At 72.2% G+C, this 21,623-nt stretch carries 18 protein-coding genes; 6 read left to right on the forward strand and 12 right to left on the reverse strand.

What is annotated here, in order from left to right; translation table 11 throughout:
- Positions 1-87 precede the first annotated feature (87 nt).
- Positions 88-1,545 carry a sugar porter family MFS transporter gene (locus DWV08_RS06175; protein ID WP_115412996.1) on the forward strand — a complete coding sequence of 486 codons (1,458 nt, stop codon included), beginning with the start codon at positions 88-90 and terminating at the stop codon, positions 1,543-1,545.
- Between the two features lie 117 nt (positions 1,546-1,662).
- Here the strand turns inward: DWV08_RS06175 and DWV08_RS06180 are convergent, their stop codons facing one another.
- The 6 genes from DWV08_RS06180 to DWV08_RS06205 all read right to left on the reverse strand — a co-directional run bounded on the left by DWV08_RS06180 (position 1,663) and on the right by DWV08_RS06205 (position 8,470).
- Positions 1,663-3,534 carry a transketolase gene (locus DWV08_RS06180; protein ID WP_115412997.1) on the reverse strand — a complete coding sequence of 624 codons (1,872 nt, stop codon included), beginning with the start codon at positions 3,532-3,534 and terminating at the stop codon, positions 1,663-1,665.
- 111 nt (positions 3,535-3,645) lie between these two features.
- The gene (locus DWV08_RS06185; RefSeq protein WP_115412998.1) at positions 3,646-4,377 is read right to left on the reverse strand and encodes a PIG-L deacetylase family protein; all 732 of its coding nucleotides are present in this window, start codon (positions 4,375-4,377) and stop codon (positions 3,646-3,648) included.
- A 9-nt stretch (positions 4,378-4,386) separates the two neighbouring features.
- The gene (locus DWV08_RS06190; RefSeq protein ID WP_115412999.1) at positions 4,387-5,505 is read right to left on the reverse strand and encodes an FAD-dependent oxidoreductase; all 1,119 of its coding nucleotides are present in this window, start codon (positions 5,503-5,505) and stop codon (positions 4,387-4,389) included.
- A 49-nt stretch (positions 5,506-5,554) separates the two neighbouring features.
- Positions 5,555-6,856: an O-acetylhomoserine aminocarboxypropyltransferase/cysteine synthase family protein gene (locus DWV08_RS06195; RefSeq protein ID WP_115413000.1), complete on the reverse strand. Its 1,302-nt coding sequence runs from the start codon at positions 6,854-6,856 to the stop codon at positions 5,555-5,557.
- 68 nt (positions 6,857-6,924) lie between these two features.
- The gene (locus DWV08_RS06200) at positions 6,925-7,602 is read right to left on the reverse strand and encodes a DNA-3-methyladenine glycosylase I (RefSeq protein WP_115413001.1); all 678 of its coding nucleotides are present in this window, start codon (positions 7,600-7,602) and stop codon (positions 6,925-6,927) included.
- 10 nt (positions 7,603-7,612) lie between these two features.
- Positions 7,613-8,470 carry a siderophore-interacting protein gene (locus tag DWV08_RS06205; protein ID WP_115413002.1) on the reverse strand — a complete coding sequence of 286 codons (858 nt, stop codon included), beginning with the start codon at positions 8,468-8,470 and terminating at the stop codon, positions 7,613-7,615.
- Positions 8,471-8,544: 74 nt separating this feature from the next.
- On the opposite strand from DWV08_RS06205, the gene DWV08_RS06210 reads away from it, so the two are divergent.
- Together DWV08_RS06210 and DWV08_RS06215 are read left to right on the forward strand one after the other, a co-directional pair.
- Complete coding sequence (locus tag DWV08_RS06210; protein ID WP_115413003.1) at positions 8,545-10,056, forward strand: phytoene desaturase family protein; 1,512 nt, start codon at positions 8,545-8,547, stop codon at positions 10,054-10,056.
- A gap of 62 nt (positions 10,057-10,118) precedes the next feature.
- Positions 10,119-11,609 carry a peptide MFS transporter gene (locus DWV08_RS06215; protein ID WP_164740397.1) on the forward strand — a complete coding sequence of 497 codons (1,491 nt, stop codon included), beginning with the start codon at positions 10,119-10,121 and terminating at the stop codon, positions 11,607-11,609.
- Between the two features lie 70 nt (positions 11,610-11,679).
- Here the strand turns inward: DWV08_RS06215 and DWV08_RS06220 are convergent, their stop codons facing one another.
- On the reverse strand, positions 11,680-12,999 hold the full coding sequence (locus DWV08_RS06220) for a hypothetical protein (RefSeq protein ID WP_115413004.1): 1,320 nt from the start codon (positions 12,997-12,999) through the stop codon (positions 11,680-11,682).
- A gap of 222 nt (positions 13,000-13,221) precedes the next feature.
- Here DWV08_RS06220 and DWV08_RS06225 point away from each other — a divergent pair, with 222 nt between their 5' ends.
- The 3 genes from DWV08_RS06225 (at position 13,222) to DWV08_RS06235 (ending at position 16,056) form a co-directional block, all read left to right on the forward strand.
- A complete protein-coding gene (locus DWV08_RS06225) occupies positions 13,222-13,749 on the forward strand; it encodes an HNH endonuclease (protein ID WP_115413005.1) in 528 nt (175 codons plus the stop codon).
- 86 nt (positions 13,750-13,835) lie between these two features.
- Positions 13,836-15,377, forward strand: coding sequence for a UDP-N-acetylglucosamine 1-carboxyvinyltransferase (locus DWV08_RS06230; protein WP_162801511.1), 1,542 nt, complete (start codon positions 13,836-13,838; stop codon positions 15,375-15,377).
- A gap of 67 nt (positions 15,378-15,444) precedes the next feature.
- Positions 15,445-16,056: a TetR/AcrR family transcriptional regulator gene (locus DWV08_RS06235; RefSeq protein ID WP_115413007.1), complete on the forward strand. Its 612-nt coding sequence runs from the start codon at positions 15,445-15,447 to the stop codon at positions 16,054-16,056.
- On the opposite strand, the gene DWV08_RS06240 is transcribed toward DWV08_RS06235, so the two are convergent.
- Genes DWV08_RS06240 through DWV08_RS06260 form a run of 5 tightly spaced genes read right to left on the reverse strand, consistent with a single transcriptional unit; the run spans position 16,046 to position 21,615 of the window.
- Complete coding sequence (locus DWV08_RS06240) at positions 16,046-16,876, reverse strand: ABC transporter ATP-binding protein (protein ID WP_115413008.1); 831 nt, start codon at positions 16,874-16,876, stop codon at positions 16,046-16,048. The genes DWV08_RS06235 and DWV08_RS06240 overlap by 11 nt on opposite strands.
- Positions 16,873-17,826: an ATP-binding cassette domain-containing protein gene (locus tag DWV08_RS06245; RefSeq protein WP_115413009.1), complete on the reverse strand. Its 954-nt coding sequence runs from the start codon at positions 17,824-17,826 to the stop codon at positions 16,873-16,875. The genes DWV08_RS06240 and DWV08_RS06245 overlap by 4 nt, the downstream gene beginning before the upstream one ends.
- Positions 17,823-18,821, reverse strand: coding sequence for an ABC transporter permease (locus tag DWV08_RS06250; RefSeq protein WP_115413010.1), 999 nt, complete (start codon positions 18,819-18,821; stop codon positions 17,823-17,825). The genes DWV08_RS06245 and DWV08_RS06250 overlap by 4 nt, the downstream gene beginning before the upstream one ends.
- Position 18,822: 1 nt before the next feature.
- On the reverse strand, positions 18,823-19,833 hold the full coding sequence (locus DWV08_RS06255; protein ID WP_115413011.1) for an ABC transporter permease: 1,011 nt from the start codon (positions 19,831-19,833) through the stop codon (positions 18,823-18,825).
- 9 nt (positions 19,834-19,842) lie between these two features.
- Positions 19,843-21,615 (reverse strand): ABC transporter substrate-binding protein, encoded by a 1,773-nt coding sequence (locus tag DWV08_RS06260; RefSeq protein ID WP_241237376.1) that lies wholly within the window; start codon positions 21,613-21,615, stop codon positions 19,843-19,845.
- Between the last annotated feature and the right edge of the window lie 8 nt (positions 21,616-21,623).

Raw genomic sequence — 21,623 nt, forward strand, 5'->3', positions numbered from 1 at the left:
GCCGGCCGGGGCGCCGACGCCCCGGCCCGGCCGGGAAGGGGATACGGTGGGCGCCCACGACGTCCTCGACAAGGAGGCGGTTCCGTCATGTCCACATCCTCTGCTTCTGCCGGTGCAGGGCCTGCACCCACCCAGCGCCTGAACGCCAAGGTCGTGGGGATCTCGATCGCCGCGGCGGTGGGCGGGTTCCTATTCGGCTTCGACACCTCGGTGATCAACGGCGCGGTCAACGCGCTCTCGGACGAGTTCTCCCTGGGGGCCGGTCTCACCGGCTTCGCGGTCTCCTCCGCCCTGCTGGGCTGCGCCGTGGGCGCCTGGTTCGCCGGCTCCCTCGCCAACCGCTTCGGGCGCATCCCGGTGATGGTGATCGCGGCGGCGCTGTTCTTCGTCTCCGCGATCGGCTCCGGGCTGGCGTTCGGGGTGTGGGACCTCATCGTGTGGCGCGTGGTGGGCGGTCTGGGCGTGGGCGCCGCGAGCGTCATCGCCCCGGCCTACATCGCCGAGGTGGCCCCGGCGAAGTTCCGCGGGCGCCTGGGCTCCCTGCAGCAGCTCGCGATCGTGCTGGGCATCTTCGTGGCCCTGCTCTCGAACGCCCTGATCGCGACCACGGCCGGCGGATCCGCGGAGACCTTCTGGTTCGGGGTCTCGGCGTGGCGCTGGATGTTCATGATCGAGGCGGTGCCGGCGGCGGTCTACGGCGGGATGGCGCTGTTCCTGCCGGAGTCGCCCCGCTACCTGATCCGTCGCGGCGAGGTGGACCGCGCCTCGAAGGTGCTCTACGACTACACCGGCGAGCCGGATGTGAACCTGAAGATCGAGCAGATCCGCACAACGCTCGAGCGCGAGGACACCGAGAGCCTGCGCGACCTGGTCGGGGAGCGCTTCGGCCTGAAGCCCATCGTGTGGCTGGGCATCCTGCTCTCGCTGTTCCAGCAGCTGGTGGGCATCAACGTCATCTTCTACTACTCCACCACGCTGTGGCAGTCCGTCGGCTTCGACGAGTCCCAGGCGCTGCTCACCAGCACGTTCACCTCGGTGATGAACATCGTCGCGACCATCATCGCGATCCTGCTGGTGGATCGCGTGGGACGGCGCGTGATGCTGCTGGTGGGGTCGGCCGGCATGGCGGTGTCGCTGGCGCTGATGGCGCTCGCCTTCTCCTTCGGCCAGGCCGGGGCCGACGGGTCGGTGTCCCTGCCCGATCCGTGGTCCACCGTCGCGCTGATCGCCGCCAACGCCTTCGTGATGTTCTTCGGCACCACGTGGGGCCCGCTGGTGTGGGTGCTGCTGGGCGAGATCTTCCCCAACCGGATCCGCGCCTCCGCCCTGGCGGTGGCGGCGGCCGCGCAGTGGGCGGCGAACTGGGCGGTCTCCGCCTCCTTCCCCACGCTCTCGGACATCGGGCTGACCTTCGCCTACGGCCTCTACGCCGGCTTCGCGGCGCTGAGCCTGGTGTTCGTGTACCTGTGGGTGCCGGAGACGAAGGATCGCGAGCTCGAGGACATGGACTCCCTGCGCCTCTCGCGCTCCTCGCGCCGCGGCTGACGGGGCACGGTCCCCGGTCCCGCACGGCGCCGGGACGCACGACGGAGGGGGCACCCGCCTGTGGGTGGGTGCCCCCTCCGCCGTGTGTCGGGCCGGTGGCCCCGGTGGTCGCGGCAGTCAGCCCTCGAGGGCCCGGCGCGCCGCCTCGGCGATGTGGGCGGCGTCGATCCCCGCCCAGGACAGCAGCTCCCGGGAGGTGCCGGAGCCCGGCACCCCGTCCACGGCCAGGTGCTGCAGGTACAGATCGGTGATCGGCTCCTTCGCCAGGGCGGCGAGCACCGCGGCGCCGAGCCCGCCCTCGGCGTGGTGGTCCTCCGCCACCACCACGCGCCCGCCGGTCGCGGCGGCGGCCTCGCGGAGTGTCTCGGCGTCGATCGGCTTGATCGAGTAGGCGTCGATCACGCGGGCGTGGATGCCGTCCTCGGCCAGGGCGTCCGCCGCGGCGAGCGCCTCGTGCAGCGTGACCCCCGCCCCGATGAGGGTGACGGCGTCCTGGTCGCTGCGGCGCAGGGTCTTGGACCCGCCCACGGGGAAGGTCTCGTCGGCCCCGTAGAGCACCGGATACCCGCCGCGGGTGGTGCGCAGGTAGCTCACGCCGTCCACGTCCGCCATCTCCACCACCAGCTTCGCGGCCGCGGTCGCGTCGCTGGGGTACAGCACGGTGGAGCCCTGCGTGGCGGTGAGCATCGCGAGGTCCTCCAGGCCCATCTGGGAGGGGCCGTCCGCGCCGATCTCCACCCCGGCGTGGGAGCCGACCAGGCGCAGGTCCACCCGGGAGATCGGCGCCATGCGCAGGAAGTCCGCGGCCCGGGTGAGGAAGGCCGCGAAGGTGGAGGCGTAGGCGAGGTAGCCGCGCGTGGCCAGACCGGTCGCCGCGGCGACCATCTGCTGCTCGGCGATGAACATCTCGAAGAACCGCTCCGGGTGCGCCTCGACGAAGTCCGCCACGCCGCTGGAGTTCGAGACCTCGCCGTCCAGGGCTACCACGCGGGGATCAGCGTCGGCGAGCGCCGTCAGCGCCGGGCCGTACGCCTTGCGGGTCGCGATCTCCTCCCCCACCGTGAAGGCGGGCAGCTCGACGGCGCCGCGCGGGGCGTGCTCCACGGGCTCCGCCGCGGGCGGCATCGGGCCGCGCACCTGCAGCGAGCGCTCGCCGCCGAGCGCCGCGATCGCGCTCGTCGCGGTCTGCTCGGGCAGCGGCTTGCCATGCCAGCCGTCCTGGTCCTCGACCTCGGGGACGCCCTTCCCCTTGACGGTGCGGGCGAGGATCACCAGCGGGCGGTCCAGCGGGCCGTCGGCGCGGGCCAGCGCCTCGTCGATCTGCGCGATGTCGTGGCCGTCGATGATCACGGCCTCGGCGCCGAAGGCCTCGACGCGGGCGGCGTAGGTGTCCATGTCATGTCCCAGCGCGGTCTCGCCGCGCTGGCCCAGCCGGTTCACGTCCACCAGGGTGATCAGGCCGGTGAGGCCGTAGTGGGAGGCGGTGGCCAGCGCCTCCCACATCGACCCCTCGGCGAGCTCGCTGTCCCCGGTAAGCACCCACACGCGGTAGGGCGCGTGCTCGAGGCGGGCTCCTGCCAGGGCGATGCCCACCGCATTGGGCAGTCCCTGTCCCAGCGAGCCGGTGGCCACGTCCACCCAGGGCAACACCGGGGTGGGGTGCCCCTCGAGCCGCTGGTCGACGCGGCGGTAGCCCTGCATGAGCTCCGCGTCGTCGATCACGCCGGCGGCCTTGTACGCCGAGTACAGCAGCGGGGAGGCGTGCCCCTTGGAGAGCACCAGGTGGTCGTTGCCGGGGGCGTCCGGGTGGTCCCAGTCGTAGCGCAGATGGCGCGACATGAGCGTGGCGAGGAGGTCGGCGGCGGAGAGGCTCGAGGTGGGGTGGCCGGAGCCGGCGCTGGTCGAGGAGCGGATCGAGTCCACGCGCAGCTGGGCGGCGAGCTCGTCCACCTGTGCGAGGTCGAGGCGGTCGTGGGTGGTGGCGGTCATGGTGGAGACTCCCTCCGTGGACGGGTCCTGCCTGACGTTCCACCGTAGGGGCGGGCGCTGAGCACCGGCAATCGTCCACGACCGACCGGTCGGGGCGGTGCGGGGGCAGTCTCAGAGCGAGTGCACCCGCAGCGCCACGGCGTGCGCGGTGCCGGCGGCCGCGCCGCCGCCGCGCAGGATCTCCGGGATGAACTCCTCGGGCAGCGGGTGTCCCTCGACGTGGGCGAGGTAGGCCGCGTGGGCGCGCAGGGAGTCGACGGCGGCCTGCACGTGCGCGGGGGCGACGGGCTTGGCGTGGGTGGGTGCCGGATGCCCGGCGATCGCGAGGGCGGGGGCGCGCCAGGCGTCGAGTCCCTCGCGCTCGCGCAGCTCGCGGAACACCCAGGGGTTGGCGGCGTCGCGGGTGCCGTCCGCGACGGCCAGGCCCGCGATGCGGTGATCGGCTTGGTTCAGCCCGCCGTACGCCTCCACCTCGAAGTTCGCGGTGAGCACCAGCTGGGGCCTCACCTGCCGCACCGCACGGGCGATGTCGCGCCGCAGGGCGAGGCTGCCCTCGAGCATCCCGTCGGGATGCTCGAGGTATCGCAGGTCCTGCACTCCCACCCGGGAGCAGGCCTCGCGCTGCTCGCGCTCCCGCAGCGGGCCCACCTCCTCGGGCGGTGCGGCCATCCCGGCCTCGCCGCGGGTGAGCAGCAGGTAGGTCACGGCGATGCCCGCCTCCGTCCAGGCGGCGACGGCGGCGGAGGTGGCGTACTCCATGTCGTCGGGGTGCGCCACCACGCAGAGCACGCGCTCGATCCCCTCCTCGGGCAGCGGCGGCAGCGGGGCGGGGGTGCTCGTCATGGCTCCAGACTAGGCGGCGGCGCTGCGGGGGAACAGGTCCGCGAGCACACGGTGCACGGCCGCCCTGCCGGCCCGGTTCGCACCGATGGTGGAGGCGCTGGGGCCGTAGCCGAGCAGGTGGATCCGCGGGTCCGCGGCGACGGCGGTGCCGTCCATCGTGATCCCGCCGTGGCGGGTGTGCAGTCCCAGGCGTCGCAGGTGGCGCAGCTCGGGGCGGAATCCGGTGGCCCACACCAGCGCGTCCAGGGCGGTGTGGGCGCCGTCCGCCTCGCGCACGCCGGACGGGGTGAGAGCCGTGAACATCGGGCGGCGCTCGAGCAGCCCGTGACGCTCGGCCTCGCGCAGCGCGGGGGTCCGCACCAGGCCGGTGGCGGAGACCACGCTGCGCACGGGCAGTCCCTGCTCCACCCTCTCCCGCACCCCGGCCACGGCCGCTCTCCCGGCCTCGGTGTCGAACTCGGCATCGCGGAACTCGGGCTCGCGGCGCGTGTACCAGAACGTCTCGGCCACCGCACCGAGCGCGAGCAGGTGGTCCAGGGCGCTGATCCCGCCGCCCACGATCCCCACCCGCTGCCCGGCGAAGTCCTCGGCACGAGGGTACTGCGCGGTGTGCAGCTGACGGCCGCGGAACTGCGCCGCACCGGGCACGGCGGGCACGAACGGCCGGGTCCAGGTGCCGGTGGCGTTCAGCACGGCGCGGGTGCGCACCGGCGTGCGCGGGGAGCCGTCGGCGCCGACGGAGCGGACCAGCAGCGGCGCCGGTGCGGGCGTGGACGTTCCCGAGCGCTCGGCCGACGGATCGTCCTCGACCAGGGTGACGCGCACGGGACGCTCGATCTCGAGGCCCGTGCGCCGCTCGAACGCGGCGAAGTACGCGGGGACGGCGCGGTGCGCGGGCTCGTGGTCCGCGGCGACGGGGGCGGGCATGCCGGGCAGTTCGCGGATCCCATTGACCGTGGCCATGGTGAGACCGTCCCAGCGGTGCCGCCATGCCCCGCCCGGCCCGTCCTCCGCGTCGAGCACCACCGTGGACTCCACGCCGCGGCGGCGCAGGTGGTGGGCGGCGGAGAGCCCGGCCTGTCCTGCCCCGATCACCACCACGTCGGCGGTGCGCACGTCCGTGTCCATGCCCCTCGCAACGCGGCCGCGCCGCGGATGTTCCCCGGAGCGACCGGTCTCACGCCGCGCGGGCCGGCTCCTGCCGGGACGCCGCGACGGCCAGGGCCTGCGCCAGATCGGCCCAGAGGTCCTCGAGGTCCTCGAGCCCCACGCTGAGGCGCACGGTCCCGGGCCCCACGCCGCAGTGCGCACGCTGCGTCTCGGTGAGGTGGCTGTGGGTGGTGGTCGCGGGATGGCACACCAGGGAGCGGGCGTCCCCGATGTTCACGGCGAGGGACCACAGCTGCAGCGCGTCGCAGAACGCCTCCGCGGCGGCCTCTCCCCCGGCGAGGTCCAGGGAGAACACTCCGGCGGTGCCGTGCGGGAAGTCCCGCGCGGCGAGGTGGGCGTCGGGGCGGCCGGGCACGGCGGGATGCTCCACCCGCCGCACCTCCGGCCTGTCGGCGAGCCGCAGCGCGAGGGTGCGCGCGTCGGCGCTGATGCGCCGCATGCGCAGGTCCAGCGTCTCGATGCCCACCAGGATCTGCTGGGCGCTGGCGGCGGGCAGGGCGGTGCCGAAGTCGGTGACGTATTGGGCGCGCGCGTGGGCGAGCATTCCGGAGCCGCCGCGGTCGTACTCGTGCGCGAAGGTGACGCCGAAGCGCCGGCTGGGCGTGGTGAGCCGAGGCCAGCGCGCGGGACATCGGCGCGGGTCGAAGCGGCCGGTGTCCACGATCAGCCCGGCCATCGCGGTGCCGTGCCCGCACAGGTACTTGGTGGCGGAGTGGACGACCACGTCGGCGCCGTGGTCGCCGGGTCGGTACAGGGCGGGAGTGGCGAGCGTGGAGTCGACCACCACGGGCACCCCGCGGGCATGGGCGCGGGCGCTGAGCGCCGGCAGGTCCACCAGCTGTGCGCCGGGGTTCGCGATCGACTCCACGAGCGCGGCGCGGGTGCTCCCGGTGAACGCCGCCTCCCAGGCGTCGAGATCCCACGGGTCCACGAAGGTGCAGGTCACGCCGAAGTCCGCGAGGGTGTCGTCGAGGAGCTCGATCGTGCCGCCGTAGAGCCGGGAGGAGGCGACCACGTGCCCGCCCGGTGCGGCGAGCGCACACAGGGCGATGGTGGTGGCGGCCTGACCGGAGGCGACGGCGATCGCCGCGATGCCGCCCTCGAGGGCGGTGATGCGCTGCTCGAGCACGGCGGTGGTGGGGTTCCCGGAGCGGGAGTACGCGAAGCCCTCCGCGCGGCGTGCGAACAGCGCCCGCATCGCGGCGTGAGAGGGCTGGGCATAGGCGCTCGCGGTGTGGAGCGGGGGCGTGAGGGCGCGATGCCGCTCCTCGGCGGCGTCCCAGCCTGCATGGATCCCTGCCGTGCTCATCGTGTCCCCTCTCCGTGCGTCCTGCGGACCCGCTCATCGTCGGGCCGCGGCACGGGCCGGGGCGAGCACTATGACGGAGTGTGGCCCTGTGCGCCGCCCGGAGCGGGGGTGCCGTCCTCGTTCCACACCCCTGAGGTGCCGCGCCGGTGGGAGTCCAGCAGATGGGTGTCCACGATGCCGATCGCCTCCATCAGCGCGAACATCGTGGTGGGGCCCACGAAGCGGAAGCCGCGCCGCTTGAGCTCCTTCGCCAGCGCGACCGACTCGGCGCTCTGCGTGGGCACCTCCGCGGCGGTGCGCGGCCCGGGGGTGCGCTCCGGCCGGTACGACCAGACGAGGTCCGCGAGCGTGGTGCCGGGGCCGCGCTCGTCGCGCAGGGCGAGCGCGGCCCGGGCGTTGCCGAGGGTGGCCTCGATCTTGCCGCGGTGGCGGATGATCGAGGTGTCCTCGAGCAGCCGCTCCACCTCTCCGGCCCCGAACCGGGCCACGGTCTCGACGTCGAAGCCGGCGAAGGCGCGGCGGAAGCCCTCGCGGCGGCGCAGGATCGTGGCCCAGCTGAGCCCTGACTGGAACCCCTCCAGGGCGAGACGTTCGAACACGCCGCGCTCGTCCCGCACGGGCATGCCCCATTCGGTGTCGTAGTAGCGGCGCAGGTCGTCGTGGACCGAGGCCCACACCGGCCGGACCAGCCCGTCGTCGCCGCGGACGAGCCCGTCGGCCGGAGGGGTGCTCTGCTGCGTGCTCATCGCCGGAGCGTCAGTCGTCGATCGCGCCGATGGGCTCGCGCTTCTCTGCCTGGAACTGGTCCTCGATGCGTCCCAGCGCCCAGTAGGCGGAGATCGAGATCTGCGTGCGCGGGATCCCGGCCTCCTTCACCAGCACGGCCCGCAGCCGCTTGGTGACGCCTCGCTCCACGTGGCAGAACACCTGCAGCCCCTCGTGGTCGGAGAGGTCCAGGCCCTGCACGGCGGCCACCAGGTCCTCGCGGGTGCCCAGCACCCAGCGCAGCTCCACGCCCTCGGGGTGGGCGAGCGCGAGACGATCCTCCTCGTGCTCGAGGTGGATCAGCGCCATGCCGCGGGCCGCCGGATCCATCGCCTCGAGCGCGGCGGCGATCGCGGGGAGCGCGGCGTGGTCGCCGATGAGCAGGTGGCGGCGCGAGGTCGCCTCGGGGCTGTAGCCGCCGCCGGCGCCCATCATCGCGATCCGGTCCCCGGGCTGGGCCTCGTCGGCCCAGCGGGCGGCGATGCCGCTGTCCTCGCCGTCGCCGTGCAGCACCACGTCGACGTCGATCTGCTGCTGCGCATCGTCCCAGTGCCGCACGGTGTAGGTGCGGCGGGCGGGCAGCAGGTCGGGCTGCTCGGCGCGCAGCGTGTCCATGTCATAGGGCGGGCGGAGGCCCGAGGCGGGATCGGCGAGGAGGAACTTCACGTACGCATCCGTGTGGTGGTTGCGGTGGAGCACCTCGTACCCCGGGCCGCCCAGCGTGAGCCGCAGCAGGCGGGGCGAGAGACGGGTCTTGGAGATGACCTCCAGCACCGCCTGGGGCTTGGCGGGGCGCGCAGGGCGCGCGGCGGCATCGGCGGGGCGGGCGGTGTCCGTGGAGGTCTGCATGCCCTCACATTACGCGACATCGGCGTTGTGTAAATCCCGCCAGTGCTGCGGTGAGACTGCTCTAGGCTGGAGCCATGAGCGCGCACCCGACCCCCGAGGTGGACATCGTGGTGGTCGGATCCGGCCCGAACGGACTGGCCGCCGCCGTGACGCTCGCCCGCGCCGGGCTCTCGGTGGAGGTGCTCGAGTCCCAGCCCACGATCGGCGGCGGCGCCCGCACCCTCGATCTGGGGCTCGCCTCCGGGATCGTGCACGACCTGTGCTCGGCGGTGCATCCGCTCGCGCTGGCCAGCCCCTTCTTCGCCGCCTTCGACGTCCGTGCGCGCGGCGTGCGCACGGTCGCCCCCGAGGCCTCCTACGCCCAGCCGCTGGACGAGGAGCCCGCCGCGATCGCCTGGCACGACGTCGCGCGCACCGCCGACGGGCTCGGGGCCGACGGCCGCGCCTGGCTGGCGCTGCTGGGCACCCTCTCGCGCCATCAGGATCTCGTGGTCGAGCTGGCGCTCGGCGACAAGCGCTCCCTGCCCGCGGCGCTGCGGACACCGCGCACCCTCGCCGCCGCCCCGCTGTTCGGCGCCCTGGTGGCGATGCAGGGCACTCCCGCCTGGAACCTCCCCTTCCGCACCGAGCGCGCCCGGGCCCTGCTCGGCGGCGTCGCCGCGCACGCGATCGGGACGATGCCCTCCCCCGCCCTCGCGGCGACCTCCGGCCTGCTGGGGACGATCGCGCACGGCATCGGCTGGCCGGTGCCCGTCGGCGGGTCCCAGTCCCTCGTCGACGCACTGGTGACGGACCTCGAGGCCCACGGCGGCCGCCTCCGCACCGACCACCACGTGCACAGCTGGCGCGACGTCCCCGCGGCGCGCGCCGTGCTGCTGGACACCCCCGCGTGCGCCGCCGCGGACATCCTCGGCTCCCGTCTGCCGGCACGCCTGGAGCGGGCGCTGCGCCGCTTCCCGCACGGGAACGCGGCGGCGAAGGTGGACTTCGTGCTCTCCGGGCCGGTGCCGTGGCGGGACGCGGAGGTGGGCCGGGCCGGCACCCAGCACCTCGGCGGGACCCGCGCCCAGATGGCGCAGGCGGAGGCCGAGGTGGCGGCGGGCCGCTTCCCGCAGCGCCCGATGACCCTGGTCAGCGACCCCTCCGTGGCCGATCCCTCGCGTCGCGCCGGCGGCCAGCGCCCGCTGTGGGCCTACGCGCACGTCCCCGCCGGGGACCCCACGGACCCCACCGAGCGCGTTACGGCGCAGATCGAACGCTTCGCGCCGGGCTTCCGGGACGTCGTGGTGGCCTCCCGCGGCATTCCCGCCGCCCGGATGGTGGAGCACAATCCCGCCCTGATCGGCGGGGACATCGCGATGGGGCGGGTGAGCATGGCGGGCATGATCGCTCGCCCCACCGCGCACTGGGATCCGTACCGGCTCGGGGAGACGTCCTGGTACCTGTGCTCGCAGGCCACGCCCCCGGGCCCGGGGGTGCACGGAATGTCCGGCTGGCACGCGGCCCGCCGGGTGCTCGCACGCGAGTTCGGGATCGAGGAGATGCCGGATCTCTCCCCCGCGGTGCGCTCCGCCGGGGACGACTGACGCGTCACACCCGGCGCGCCCATGTTGAGATCCGGGCGACCCATGCCACAGCATGGCTCCCCGTGAATTCTCAAGCAGCCTCGGACGCCGTCGCCCACGAGAGCGACGAGGCCGTCCACAACCCCTCCGGACGCACCTTCCTCGGCCAGCCCGGACCGCTCGCGAACCTGTTCAGCGTGGAACTCTGGGAGCGCTTCAGCTTCTACGGGATGCAGGGCATCCTCGCGATCTACATGTACTTCGCCGCCACCGACGGCGGCCTCGGGATCGACGAGGGCGCCGCCCTCGGGATCGTCGGCGCCTACGGCGGCTCGGTCTACCTGTTCTCCATCCTGGGCGCCCTGGTCTCGGACCGTCTGCTCGGCCCCGAGCGCACGCTGTTCGGCAGCGCCGCGATGATCATGCTGGGCCACCTGGCCCTGGCCTTCGTGCCCGGCGTGCCCGGCCTCCTGGCCGGCCTGCTGCTGGTGGGCGTCGGCTCCGGCGGGCTGAAGTCCACCGCGGCGACGCTGGTGGGCTCCCTGTACTCCCGCGACGACCCGCGCCGCGACGCCGGGTTCTCGATCTACTACATGGGCATCAACATCGGCGGCCTGCTGGGCCCGCTGATCACCGGCCTCGCCCAGCAGATGTGGGGCTTCCACCTGGGCTTCGGCCTCGCCGCGGTGGGCATGGCCATCGGCCTGATCCAGTACGTGGCCACGCGTCGCGGCCTGCCGGCGAGCGTGCACAGGGTCCCCGACCCGCTGCCGCGGTCGCAGTACCCGCTGTGGGCCGGGATCGGGGTGGGCGTCCTGGCGCTCGTGCTGGTGCTGGTGCTCACCGGCGTGCTGAACGCGGGCAACCTCGCCGCCGTGGTGGCCGGTCTGTCCGTGGCGGGCGCTGTGGTGATCTTCGCGCTGCTGCTCACCTCGAAGAAGCTCGACGCCGACGAGCGCTCCCGCGTGGTGGCGTTCATCCCGCTGTTCATCGGCACCTCGGCGTTCTTCGCCCTGTTCCAGCAGCAGTTCACCGTCATCACCCTGTACTCGGACACCCGCCTGGACCGCGAGATCCTGGGCTGGGAGATGCCGATCTCCTGGGTGCAGTCGCTGAACCCGTTCTTCATCATCGTGCTCGCCCCCGTGATGGCGGCGCTGTGGACCCGGCTCGGCACCCGCCAGCCCACCACCCCCGCGAAGTTCGGGGTGGGCATCATCCTGATGGGCTCCGCCTTCCTGCTGTTCCTCCCGATGGCCTCCGTGGTGGCCGTCCCGGTGCTGTGGATCGCGATGATCATGGTGGTGGCGACGCTGGGTGAGCTGTGGCTGTCCCCCGTGGGCCTGTCGCTGGCCACGAAGCTCGCCCCCGCCGCCTACCCGGTGCTGATGATGGCGCTGTACAACCTCTCCGTCGCGCTCGGCACCGCGCTGTCCGGCTCCCTGGCGAGCTTCTACTCCGCGGAGACCGAGGTCGCGTACTTCGGCGCGCTCGGCGCCGTGACCATCGCGATCGGTGTCATGATGCTGCTGGTCGCACGGCCCGTCGGCCGGGCCATGCGCGGAGTGCGCTGACCGGTCACGCCACCCCCTTCGCCGCCCGTCCCCGTCCCGGCCCTGTCGCCGGCGGGGCCGGGCGGCGTCCTCATCCCCGGGCGCGCAGCAGCGTCTGCACGGCCCGGCGCAGCGTGGGCGAGCCGCGGAAGCGCCGGTCCTGCAGCGTGAGCGCCCCCGTCGCCACCAGCGCGTCGAGATCCGCGATCACCTCGGCCCAGCGCCGCAGCGCCGCGACCTCCTCGCGCGCCGTCGCGGGTACCCGCTCCTGCGGATCCCACGGGTCCCGACGCACCAGCCCCTCCTCGCGGCACGCGGCCAGCAGGGCCGCGGCCGTGTCCGGCATCCCCCGGAAGCCGCCGTCCTCGACCGCACGCGCGGCCCGCCCCAGCAGCAGCGTGGAGAGCACCGCTTGGGCGAACCCGGCGGGAGTCTCCCCCTCCCCCGGCGACCCGTCGCCGGCGGGGACCGGCCCCGGCGCCGGACGCACCCGGCCCGCGGAGACCTCCAGCCAGCCCCCGTCGCGCAGCGCCACCCAGGGGCCGACGATCTCCGGGTGGTCCCACATGCTGCGCACGCGCGCCGGGATCCCGAACCTCGCCAGCAGGCGGGCGCTGTCGGCGCGCCCCAGCGCACCGGTGGCCGTGACGGGCCTCCCCTCGCCCACCACCTCTCGCAGCAGCCGGGCCCGCTGCACGAAGGCGTCCGCCTCCGGGTCATCGCCCGCCGGCGCGTCCCCGGATCGGGCCAGCAGGCGTGCGGTCTCGCGGTGATCCGGCAGGAACCAGGGACTGAGGGCCTCCTGCCGCCGCGTCGCCGCGATCGCGCGCAGCGCCGCGGAGCGGTCGTAGGGCCGCCGGGGGTGCGGCAGCATCCCGGTCTCGCCGAGGGCGAGCCGCTCGTCGTCGGGGAGCTCCTCGTACCAGTGCAGGTAGGCGGCGAGCTCGGTCTCGTCCTCGAGGTCCACCCCGAGCGCCAGGCCGTGGCCGAGGACGTTGGTGGAGAACGAGCGCCGCGAGGGGTCGTCGGCCGCCTCGAGGGTCGCGAACTCGAGGGCCCGCAGCATCCCGGGCGCCTCGGAGGCCGGGAGCGAGGCCGGATGCCACCGTCCCGTCTCGTGCAGGTGGGTCACGAAGCGGACCAGCGCCGGGATCACATCTATCACCTGCTCGCGCCGCTGCACCACCGTGCGCGGCAGCACCTCGGTGAGCAGCGCGGCGGCGAGCTCCGGCGTCCACAGCCCCGGCTCGGGGCTGGAGAGCTCCTCGGCCTTCAGCCGCAGCAGGATCTCCAGGGTGCGGACCTCCTCGGCTACGGCGGCGTCCTCCGCGTGGGCGAGGCGTCCGTCGGCGTACTCGGTGAGCACGAGCTCGCGCTCGTGCCGCTGCTGCTCCCTGTCCGCGTCCGTCACGTCCCCAGGATGCCTCAGGCGGTGCCGGGACGGGCGCGCGCTGCGACGGCGCCGGTGCGGAGACAGTGCGTCGCCTGGGGTCCATGTGCCCGCAACCCGGCCGCCGCCGAGAATTCGCTGGTGGTGCGCGCACGGATCCGCGAGACTGGAGCTGCTCGGCCCCCGAGCCCTTCCCGCCCCGGGCCGCGCGACGGCCCCGTCGAGACGGGAGGAGGTGCAGAGATGGCCCTGGTGAAGGTGTACAACCGCGGCTACGACCCGGAGACCCGCATCGGCGAGCTGCTGCACACCACCACCGTGCGCCACGCCTTCGGGATGATCCGCCGCGAGGTGGCGGACCCGGTGGAGCTCACGCTGATCGAAGACAGGATCGTGCCCACCGCGCTCGAACTGACCCGCGAGCTCAGCGGGGCCTGGGTGGAGGGCGCCGGTCGGCGGTCCGTGGGCTTCTCCTACCGAGCGGTCCACGAGCGCGATCACTGGAGCTGCGCCTACTGCGGCCGCAGTGTCTCCCGCACCCCGGCCTGCGAGGCCCTGCTCGCCACCGTTGACCACATCCTGCCCGTCTCCCGCGGCGGGCCCTCCACCTGGACGAACCTGGTCTGCGCGTGCAAGGAGTGCAACAACCGCAAGGCGGACCGCACCCCCGAGGAGGCCGGGATGCTGCTGCGCGTGGAGCCCTATGACCCGGCTCTCGCCTACCGGGTGGGCGGTTTCGTGGAGCGGCTCCCCGTGCTGGTCACCGCGTGAGCGCGAGGCGGCGCCCGGGCGCAACGTGAGGATCGCCGCACCGCGCCCGAACTGCACATATCTCATCTGTGAGTTACGGTCACGGCATGACTGTGCATGAGGACTACCTGGCCCGCATCGGGACGCTCATCCGCGACGCCCGCCAGCACTCAGGGCTCACCCAGGCTCAGCTCGCCACCCAGCTGGGCACCAGCCAGAGCGCGGTGAACCGCATCGAGAAGGGTCAGCAGAACCTCACCCTGGAGACCCTCTCCCGGATCGGCTCCACCCTCGACTCCGAGCTGGTGGGCGTGGGCAAGGGCACCACCGGTCCCAGCCACCTGCGGGTGCAGGGCGAGACCACGCTCTCCGGCGCGATCGACGTGAAGTCCTCGAAGAACGCGGGCGTGGCGCTGCTGTGCGCCTCGCTGCTGAACACCGGCACCACCGTGCTGCGCAAGGTGGCCCGCATCGAGGAGGTGAACCGCCTGCTCGAGGTGCTCACCTCCATCGGCGTGAAGGCCACCTGGCTCAACGCCGAGAACGACCTCGAGCTGCAGGTGCCCGCCACGCTGGACCTCGCCTCGATCGACGCGGCCGCCGCCCGTCGCACCCGGTCGATCATCATGTTCCTGGGCCCGCTGCTGCATCGCGCCGGCCGCTTCCAGCTCCCCTATGCCGGGGGGTGCGACCTGGGCACGCGCACCGTCGAGCCGCACATGTCCGCCCTGCGCCACTTCGGCCTCGAGGTGGTGGCCACCGATCATCACTACCAGGCGACCACCACGCCGGTGGACGGCCCGCGCCGGCCCATCGTGCTCACCGAGCGCGGCGACACCGTCACCGAGAACGCCCTGCTCGCCGCCGCGCTCAGCGAGGGCGAGACCGTGATCCGCAATGCGAGCCCGAACTACATGGTGCAGGACCTGTGCTTCTTCCTGGAGGAGCTCGGCGTGCAGATCGAGGGGATCGGCACCACCACCCTGCGCGTGCGCGGGCGCGCCCACCTCTCCACCGACGTGGAGTACGCCCCCAGCGAGGACCCGATCGAGGCGATGAGCCTGATCTCCGCCGCGATCGTGACCCGGTCCTCCATCACCGTGCGCCGGGTGCCGATCGAGTTCATGGAGATCGAGCTGGCGCTGCTGGAGGAGATGGGCCTGCGCTACGACCGCTCCGAGGAGTACATGGCGGAGAACGGTCGCACCCGCCTGGTGGACATCACCACCCACCCCTCGCAGCTGCGGGCGCCGATCGACAAGATCCACCCGATGCCCTTCCCCGGCCTGAACATCGACAACCTCCCGTTCTTCGCCGTGATCGCGGCGACCGCGGAGGGGCAGACGATGCTGCACGACTGGGTGTACGAGAACCGCGCGATCTATCTCACCGAGCTCACGAAGCTGGGGGCGAACGTGAAGCTGATGGATCCGCACCGCGTGCTCATCGAGGGGCCCACCCGGTGGAGCGGGGCGGAGCTGGTGTGCCCGCCGGCGCTGCGCCCGGCGGTGGTGATCCTGCTGGCGATGCTCGCGGCCAAGGGCACCTCCGTGCTGCGCAACGTGTACGTGATCAACCGCGGCTACGAGGACCTCGCCGAGCGGCTGAACCGGCTCGGCGCCCGGATCGAGACCTTCCGGGACATCTGAGGCGACCGCCCCGGCCCGGCCCGGCGATTCCCCCGCCCGCGCGGACGAGGCTCGCTACGATCGGGTCATGACCAGCCAGGAGAATCCATCCGGCGCGGTGATCGGCCGTGCGGGCTCGTACGGCAAGGGCGTGGCCCGACGGCAGGAGATCCTCGATCGCGCGATCGAGACCTTCCGCGAGCGCGGAGCCGCCGGGACGTCCCTGCGCTCGATCGCCCAGTCGATCGGCATCTCCCATGCCGCGCTGCTGCACTACTTCGACTCCCGCGAGCAGCTGCTCGTGGCCGTGTACGCGCGGGCGGAGTCGCAGAGGGACACCGGCGGCGACTCCGCGGAGTCCGCGCTGGACGTGCTGGTGCAGGCCGCGATGATCAATGTGGGCGTGCCCGGGATGGTGGAGCTGTACACCACCTTGGTGGCGACCTCCCTCGCGGTGGAGGGGTCGCCCACCAACGAGTTCTTCACCGACCGCTTCGCCCGCATCCGCCAGGAGCTCACCGAGCGGCTCGCCGACGAGCAGGCCGCCGGGCGCGTGCGCGATGACGTGGAGCCCGCCGACATGGCGGCCCTGATCATTGCGGCGTCCGACGGCCTGCAGATCCAGTGGCTGCTCGAGCCGAGCGTGGAGCTGGAGCGCACCCTGGAGACCTTCTCCGTGCTGCTGTCCCCTACCGCTTGAGGCTCCCGCGGAGATCGGGGACGTCGGCGAGGAGGCGCTGGGTGTACTCGGCCTGCGGGGAGAAGATGACCTCCTCCGTGGTGCCGCGCTCGACCACCTTGCCGCGCTCCATGACCGCCACCCGGTCGGCCAGGTAGCAGGCCTGGCCGATGTCGTGGGTGATGAACAGGACGGTGAGGCCCAGATCGGCGCGCAGGTCGTCGAGCACGTTGAGCACGTTCACGCGCAGTGTCGCGTCCAGCATGCTGGTCGCCTCGTCGGCGAGCAGCACTTTCGGCTTCATCATCAGCGCCCGGGCCACCATCACCCGCTGGCGCTGACCGCCGGAGAGCTGGTGCGGGAACTTACCCAGCGTGTCCTTGGGCTTCATGTTCACGTAGCCCAGGCAGGTCTCGATGAGGGAGTCCGCCTCGTCCTTGGGCACCTGGGCCAGCGCCAGGCTGCGCCGCAGCAGGGAGCCGACGGTGAAGAACTGGTTGAAGGAGGCGAAGGGATCCTGGAACACGGCCTGCACCTCCGACCAGTACTCCCGCAGCCCCTTCCCGGACAGGGAGGTGACGTCCTGGCCGCGGAAGGTGATGGTCCCGGAGGTGACCGGCATCAGTCGCAGCAGCATCCGGGCCAGGGTGGACTTGCCCGAGCCGGACTCCCCCACCACGGCGAGCACGCTCGCCTCGGGGAAGTCCAGGCTCACATCGTCCACGGCCACGACGGTGCTGCCCGCGACGGAGAACTCCTTCGTCACGTTCCGGCAGGAGAGCAGGATCTCCCCGTCGCTGCGGCTGCGGGTGATCATCTCGGGGGTCGGCGACTGCGTCATCGGGTCCCCACCTCCTTCTCGTCGGGACGTGCTGCCTGCTCCGGCGCGCTCTCCGGCGCGGGGTGTGCGCCACCGCCTCGTCGGGTCCTGCCCCGCTCCCGCGTCTCCCGGCTGGGGTCCAGCACGGAGGAGAGCAGGGTGCGGGTGTAGTCGTGCTGGGCATCCTCGACGAGCTGCCTCGTGGGGCCCGATTCCACGATCTGTCCGGAGTTCATGATCGCCAGGCGGTCGGAGATCTGGGAGAGCACCGGGAGGTCGTGGGTCACGAACACCACGCCGGACATGATCCGCTGCTCCACCATCTCCAGCAGCATCTCCACCAGCATGCGCTGGCTGGAGACGTCCAGCGCCGACGTCGGTTCGTCGGCGATCAGCAGGCGGGGGTTCTGCAGCGTGGAGATCACGGTGATCATGCGCTGCTTCATCCCGCCGGAGAGCTGGTGGGCGTAGGAGTCGAGCACCCGCACCGGCATGTCCAGCATCGTCAGCCGCTCCCGCGCGAGGTCGAGGGCCTCGTCGGTGGAGACGCGCGGATCGTGCGCCCGCATCACGTCACGCACCAGGCTGCGGATCCGCAGGGTGGGGCTGATCGAGTTCATCGCCCCCTGGGGCAGCATCGCGACCGTGCGACCCCGATAGGGCCGGTGCCGCTTGACATCGGCCATCGACAACGTGGAGAGGTCGATCTGCTCGCCGTCGATCTCGAGCGTGCCGGAGAGCACGTACAGCGGCGGGGTGGCGATCATCGCCAGGGCGTTGCCGAGCGTGGTCTTCCCGCAGCCGGACTCCCCGGCCAGACCCAGGATCTCGCCCTCGCGCAGCTCGACGGAGACGTCGTCCACCGCGGTGAAGTCCTTCTCCCCGCCGCCGTACACGCAGCGGATGCCGGAGGCCCGGGCCAGCAACCCGGTCTCGTCGGGTGCGATCGGTGTGCCGTGCAGCGCACTCATGCGGGATCACCTGCTCGTGTGGGAAGGGAGGAGTCGGAGGGCGCGGCCTGCTGTGCGGCGAGCGCACGCGCCTCCTCGGCGCGACGCGCGGCGGCCTGCTTCATCTGCTTCCGCTTGCCGCGCCGCAGTCGGGGGTTGAACACCTCGTCGAGGCTGGCCTGCAGCAGCAGGAAGCCGAAGGAGACGAGCGTGAGCACCAGGGTGGGCGGGAGGAACGCCCACCAGGCCCCCGAGGCCACCGCCTGGAAGGCGAGCGACCAGTGCAGCTGGGTGCCCAGGGAGTTCGCCCCCGAGGGGCCCAGGCCCAGCATCGACAGCGCCGCCTCGGCGAGGATGGCACCGGCGACCTGCAGCACGAAGGCCATCACCGCGTAGGACAGGATGTACGGCAGGACGTCCTTGACCAGGATCCCGCCCAGACGCGCCCCGGAGAGCCGAGCCACATCGATGTGCTCGCGGGTGGCGACCGACGAGGCCTGCGCGCGCACGGCGCGGGCGGTCCACGGCCAGGAGGTGATGCCGATGACCACCGCGAGCGACCAGATGGTGCTCTCCGGCAGGGACACTGAGATGAGGATCAGCACCACGATCGCGGGGATCGCGAGCACCACGTTGGTGACGCCCATCAGGAGCTCCTCGAACCACCCGCCCACGTAGCCGGCGACCAGTCCGATCGTGACACCGATGGTGGTGGCGACGATCCCGGCCACCAGCCCGATGATCAACGAGGTGCGGGTGCCCGCCATGAGCACGGCGAGCACGTCGTGCCCGAAGTTGTCCGTGCCCAGCAGCAGGCCGCCTCCCGGGGCGTCGTAGAGCGAGCCGACCTTCTCCGCGGGACCGGTGGGGTACACGAAGCCGGCCAGGCCCAGCAGGATCACGAAGACCACCAGGACCAGGGCCGTCCAGAACCGACCGGAGAAGTTGAACGAGCGCAGAGGGTTGGCCCGAGGGGCCATGGTCTCCTCGGCCATGGAGGTGTTGACGGTGCTCATCTCACTTCTCCCCGGACTTGGCCGCGCGGATGCGCGGATCGACGATGCCGTACACGATCTCCACGGCGAAGTTCGCCAGCAGCACGGCCACGGTGATGATCAGCGTGATCGCCTGGATGACGGGGTAGTCGTTGGAGGCGATCGCGTTGAACAGCAGCAGGCCCACACCGGGGTAGCTGAACACCAGCTCTGTGATGAGCGCGCCGCCCACGAGGGTGCCGATCGCGAGCGCGAGGCCCGTGATCTGCGGCAGCATCGCGTTGCGGAAGATGTACTGCGTGATCGTGTTGTCCTTGATGCCCATCGCGCGGGCGTAGTTGACGTAGTCGCCGCCCAGCTCGTAGATGGCCATCGAACGCATGCCCACGGCCTGGCCGCCGATGAACACGATCACCAGCGACAGGAACGGCAGCCAGTAGTAGCTGATCGCGTCCCAGAGGAAGGCGGCGGAGAACTCCGGGGTGAGCCCCAGGGAGTACGCGCCGCCCACGGGAAAGAACCCGGTGACCACGGCCAGCACGTACAGCAGGATGATCGAGAGGCAGTAGTACGGCATCGCGGAGAGGAACAGCGCGGAGGTGAACACCGAGCGGTCCCAGTTCCCGCCGCGGAAGGCGGCGATGGCGCCCACCACGTTGCCGAGGATCCAGCCGATGAGGATCGCGGGCAGCTGCACCGCGATCGACCAGGGCAGGGCCTGCCCCACCAGGTCGTTGACCGAGGCCGGGTAGTAGGCGAAGGAGGTCCCGAGATCCCCGGTGAAGACCTTGCCCACGTAGGTGAGGAACTGCTGCCACAGCGACTGGTCGAGGCCGAACTCGCGGACGTAGCTCTCGTAGATCTGCTGCTGCTGCTCGCTCGTGACGCTGCCGCCGCGAGAGAGGTTGGAGACGATGACGTCGACGGGGTTGCCGGGGACGAGCCGGGGCAGCAGGAAGTTGAGACTCACTGCTGCCACCAGCGCGACCACGTACCACACCGTCTTCTGGGCGATGTAGCGGCCGAGTTTCACGGGAGAACCTCAGCCGCCGATCTTCTTCAGCTCGAAGATCCACTGGTTGCCGGCCCCGCGGAACATCGGGGCGGCGTAGTCGTTGTCCTCCGCGGGCCAGTTGGACCAGTTGCCGGCGTTGAACTCGAAGAACTCGTCCGGACGGTACATCAGCGGGAAGGCCGGCACCTCGGCGCGGTACAGATTGTCCAGCGCGGTGAGCGCCTCGAGCTTGGAGGCGTCGTCGGCGGCGGAGGAGGCGGCCGTGAGCAGGTCGTTGACCTCGTCGTTCTCCCAGCGGCCGTAGTTGCGATAGGCGGTCTGGCCGGCGGGGGCCATGTCCACGTTGCTCATCACGTCGCTGAAGCGCTGCCACGGGGTGGCGGGACCGGTGCCGGCCACGTACCAGCAGGCCATGTCGAAGTCGCCGTTCTGGATGGCGGACTGGGTCTGTGCCTGCTGGGGGAAGTTCGTCGCCGCGTCCACACCGATGGACTGGAGGTTCTTCGCGACGATCTCGAGCGCCGCGTTCCAGTCGGTCCAGCCCTGCGGGGTGATGAGCTTCCAGGGACCGAGCTTCTGGCCGTCCTTGGCGTAGAAGCCGTCCGAGCCCTTCTCGTAGCCGGCGTCCTGCAGCAGTTGCTCGGCCTTCGCGGCGTCGAAGGTCCAACCGTCGGCGGCGGCCTTGTCGCGGTCGAGCCACTGGTCCTCGGCGCCGTCGGGGATGATCAGCGAGGCGAGCACCTGGGAGGAGTAGCCGCTCATCGCGGTCTCCGCGATCGAAGCGTAGTCCACCGCGTGCGCGAGGGCCTTGCGCACGGCCGGGTCGTCGAGGCCGGGCTTGGTGGTGTTGATCAGCAGCATGGGCATCGAGCCGGGCGTGTAGTACGGCTCCTCCCGGAGGTAGGTGCCCACCGGCTTGCCGGACTCCCACATCTTCCAGATCTGGGGGACGAACTGCTGCATCACGTCGAGCTCGCCGTTCTGGAACTTGAGGTTGCCGTCCTCGTTTGACTTGAAGATCGGATGGATGATCTTCGTCATCGCGGGCAGGCCCCCGTAGAAGTCCTGTCCCCAGTAGTCCTCGTGACGGGCCAGGATGATCTGAGTCTGATCAGCGAGCTCGAGGGTGAACGGGCCGGTGCCCAGCGGCTCCATGGTCTCCCACGCCGCGATCGAGTCGCCGGACTCCTCGACGGCCTGCTCGAACTGGCTCTTGGCGACGATAAACTGGGTGGCCAGCGAGTTCAGCACCGCGCCCACGTTCTTGCGCTCCTGGTTGATCGCGATGTTGAGGGTGTTGCCCTCGGCGGTGAGCTCATCCACGTCGTTCCAGAAGGAGGCGACGCCCAGACCGGGGTCGATCTTTCCCAGCTCGAAGGTGTAGATGACGTCCTCGGGGGTGAACTCGCTGCCGTCGTGCCAGGTGATGCCGTCCTGCAGCGTGAGGGTGATCGACTCGGTGCCGTTGACCTCGTAGGAGGCCGCCAGGCCCGGCAGCAGCTCGCCGGAGACGATGTGGAAGCGCAGCAGGGTCTCGTAGATGTACTGGGCGACGTTCGCGGAGGCCGGCCAGGCCGGCGCCGCGGCGAAGGTGTTGAAGGTGGTGGGCGGGCTCCACTGGAAGCCGGCGATGAACAGCTGGTCGGCCGCCTCGCCGCTGCGGCCCGTGCCGGCCTCGCCGTTGTTGCCCACGCCGACGAGCTCCTCGCCGGAGGCTCCGCCCCCGCCGTCACCGCCGCCGGTCGCGCCGCCGCAGGCGGCCAGCGTGGCCGCGCCGCCGAGCGCTCCGGTGACCGCCATGAAATGCC

The sequence above is a fragment of the Brachybacterium saurashtrense genome, assembly GCF_003355475.1.
Lineage (GTDB): Bacteria > Actinomycetota > Actinomycetes > Actinomycetales > Dermabacteraceae > Brachybacterium > Brachybacterium saurashtrense.

Excerpts from the sequence above, each read along its gene's own strand:
- DWV08_RS06175 (WP_115412996.1), top strand. The coding sequence starts at position 88 with ATGTCCACATCCTCTGCTTCTGCCGGTGCAGGGCCTGCACCCACCCAG.
- DWV08_RS06180 (WP_115412997.1), bottom strand. The coding sequence starts at position 3,534 with ATGACCGCCACCACCCACGACCGCCTCGACCTCGCACAGGTGGACGAG.
- DWV08_RS06185 (WP_115412998.1), bottom strand. The coding sequence starts at position 4,377 with ATGACGAGCACCCCCGCCCCGCTGCCGCCGCTGCCCGAGGAGGGGATC.
- DWV08_RS06190 (WP_115412999.1), bottom strand. The coding sequence starts at position 5,505 with ATGGACACGGACGTGCGCACCGCCGACGTGGTGGTGATCGGGGCAGGA.
- DWV08_RS06195 (WP_115413000.1), bottom strand. The coding sequence starts at position 6,856 with ATGAGCACGGCAGGGATCCATGCAGGCTGGGACGCCGCCGAGGAGCGG.
- DWV08_RS06200 (WP_115413001.1), bottom strand. The coding sequence starts at position 7,602 with ATGAGCACGCAGCAGAGCACCCCTCCGGCCGACGGGCTCGTCCGCGGC.
- DWV08_RS06205 (WP_115413002.1), bottom strand. The coding sequence starts at position 8,470 with ATGCAGACCTCCACGGACACCGCCCGCCCCGCCGATGCCGCCGCGCGC.
- DWV08_RS06210 (WP_115413003.1), top strand. The coding sequence starts at position 8,545 with ATGAGCGCGCACCCGACCCCCGAGGTGGACATCGTGGTGGTCGGATCC.
- DWV08_RS06225 (WP_115413005.1), top strand. The coding sequence starts at position 13,222 with ATGGCCCTGGTGAAGGTGTACAACCGCGGCTACGACCCGGAGACCCGC.
- DWV08_RS06230 (WP_162801511.1), top strand. The coding sequence starts at position 13,836 with ATGACTGTGCATGAGGACTACCTGGCCCGCATCGGGACGCTCATCCGC.
- DWV08_RS06235 (WP_115413007.1), top strand. The coding sequence starts at position 15,445 with ATGACCAGCCAGGAGAATCCATCCGGCGCGGTGATCGGCCGTGCGGGC.
- DWV08_RS06240 (WP_115413008.1), bottom strand. The coding sequence starts at position 16,876 with ATGACGCAGTCGCCGACCCCCGAGATGATCACCCGCAGCCGCAGCGAC.
- DWV08_RS06245 (WP_115413009.1), bottom strand. The coding sequence starts at position 17,826 with ATGAGTGCGCTGCACGGCACACCGATCGCACCCGACGAGACCGGGTTG.
- DWV08_RS06250 (WP_115413010.1), bottom strand. The coding sequence starts at position 18,821 with ATGAGCACCGTCAACACCTCCATGGCCGAGGAGACCATGGCCCCTCGG.
- DWV08_RS06260 (WP_241237376.1), bottom strand. The coding sequence starts at position 21,615 with ATGGCGGTCACCGGAGCGCTCGGCGGCGCGGCCACGCTGGCCGCCTGC.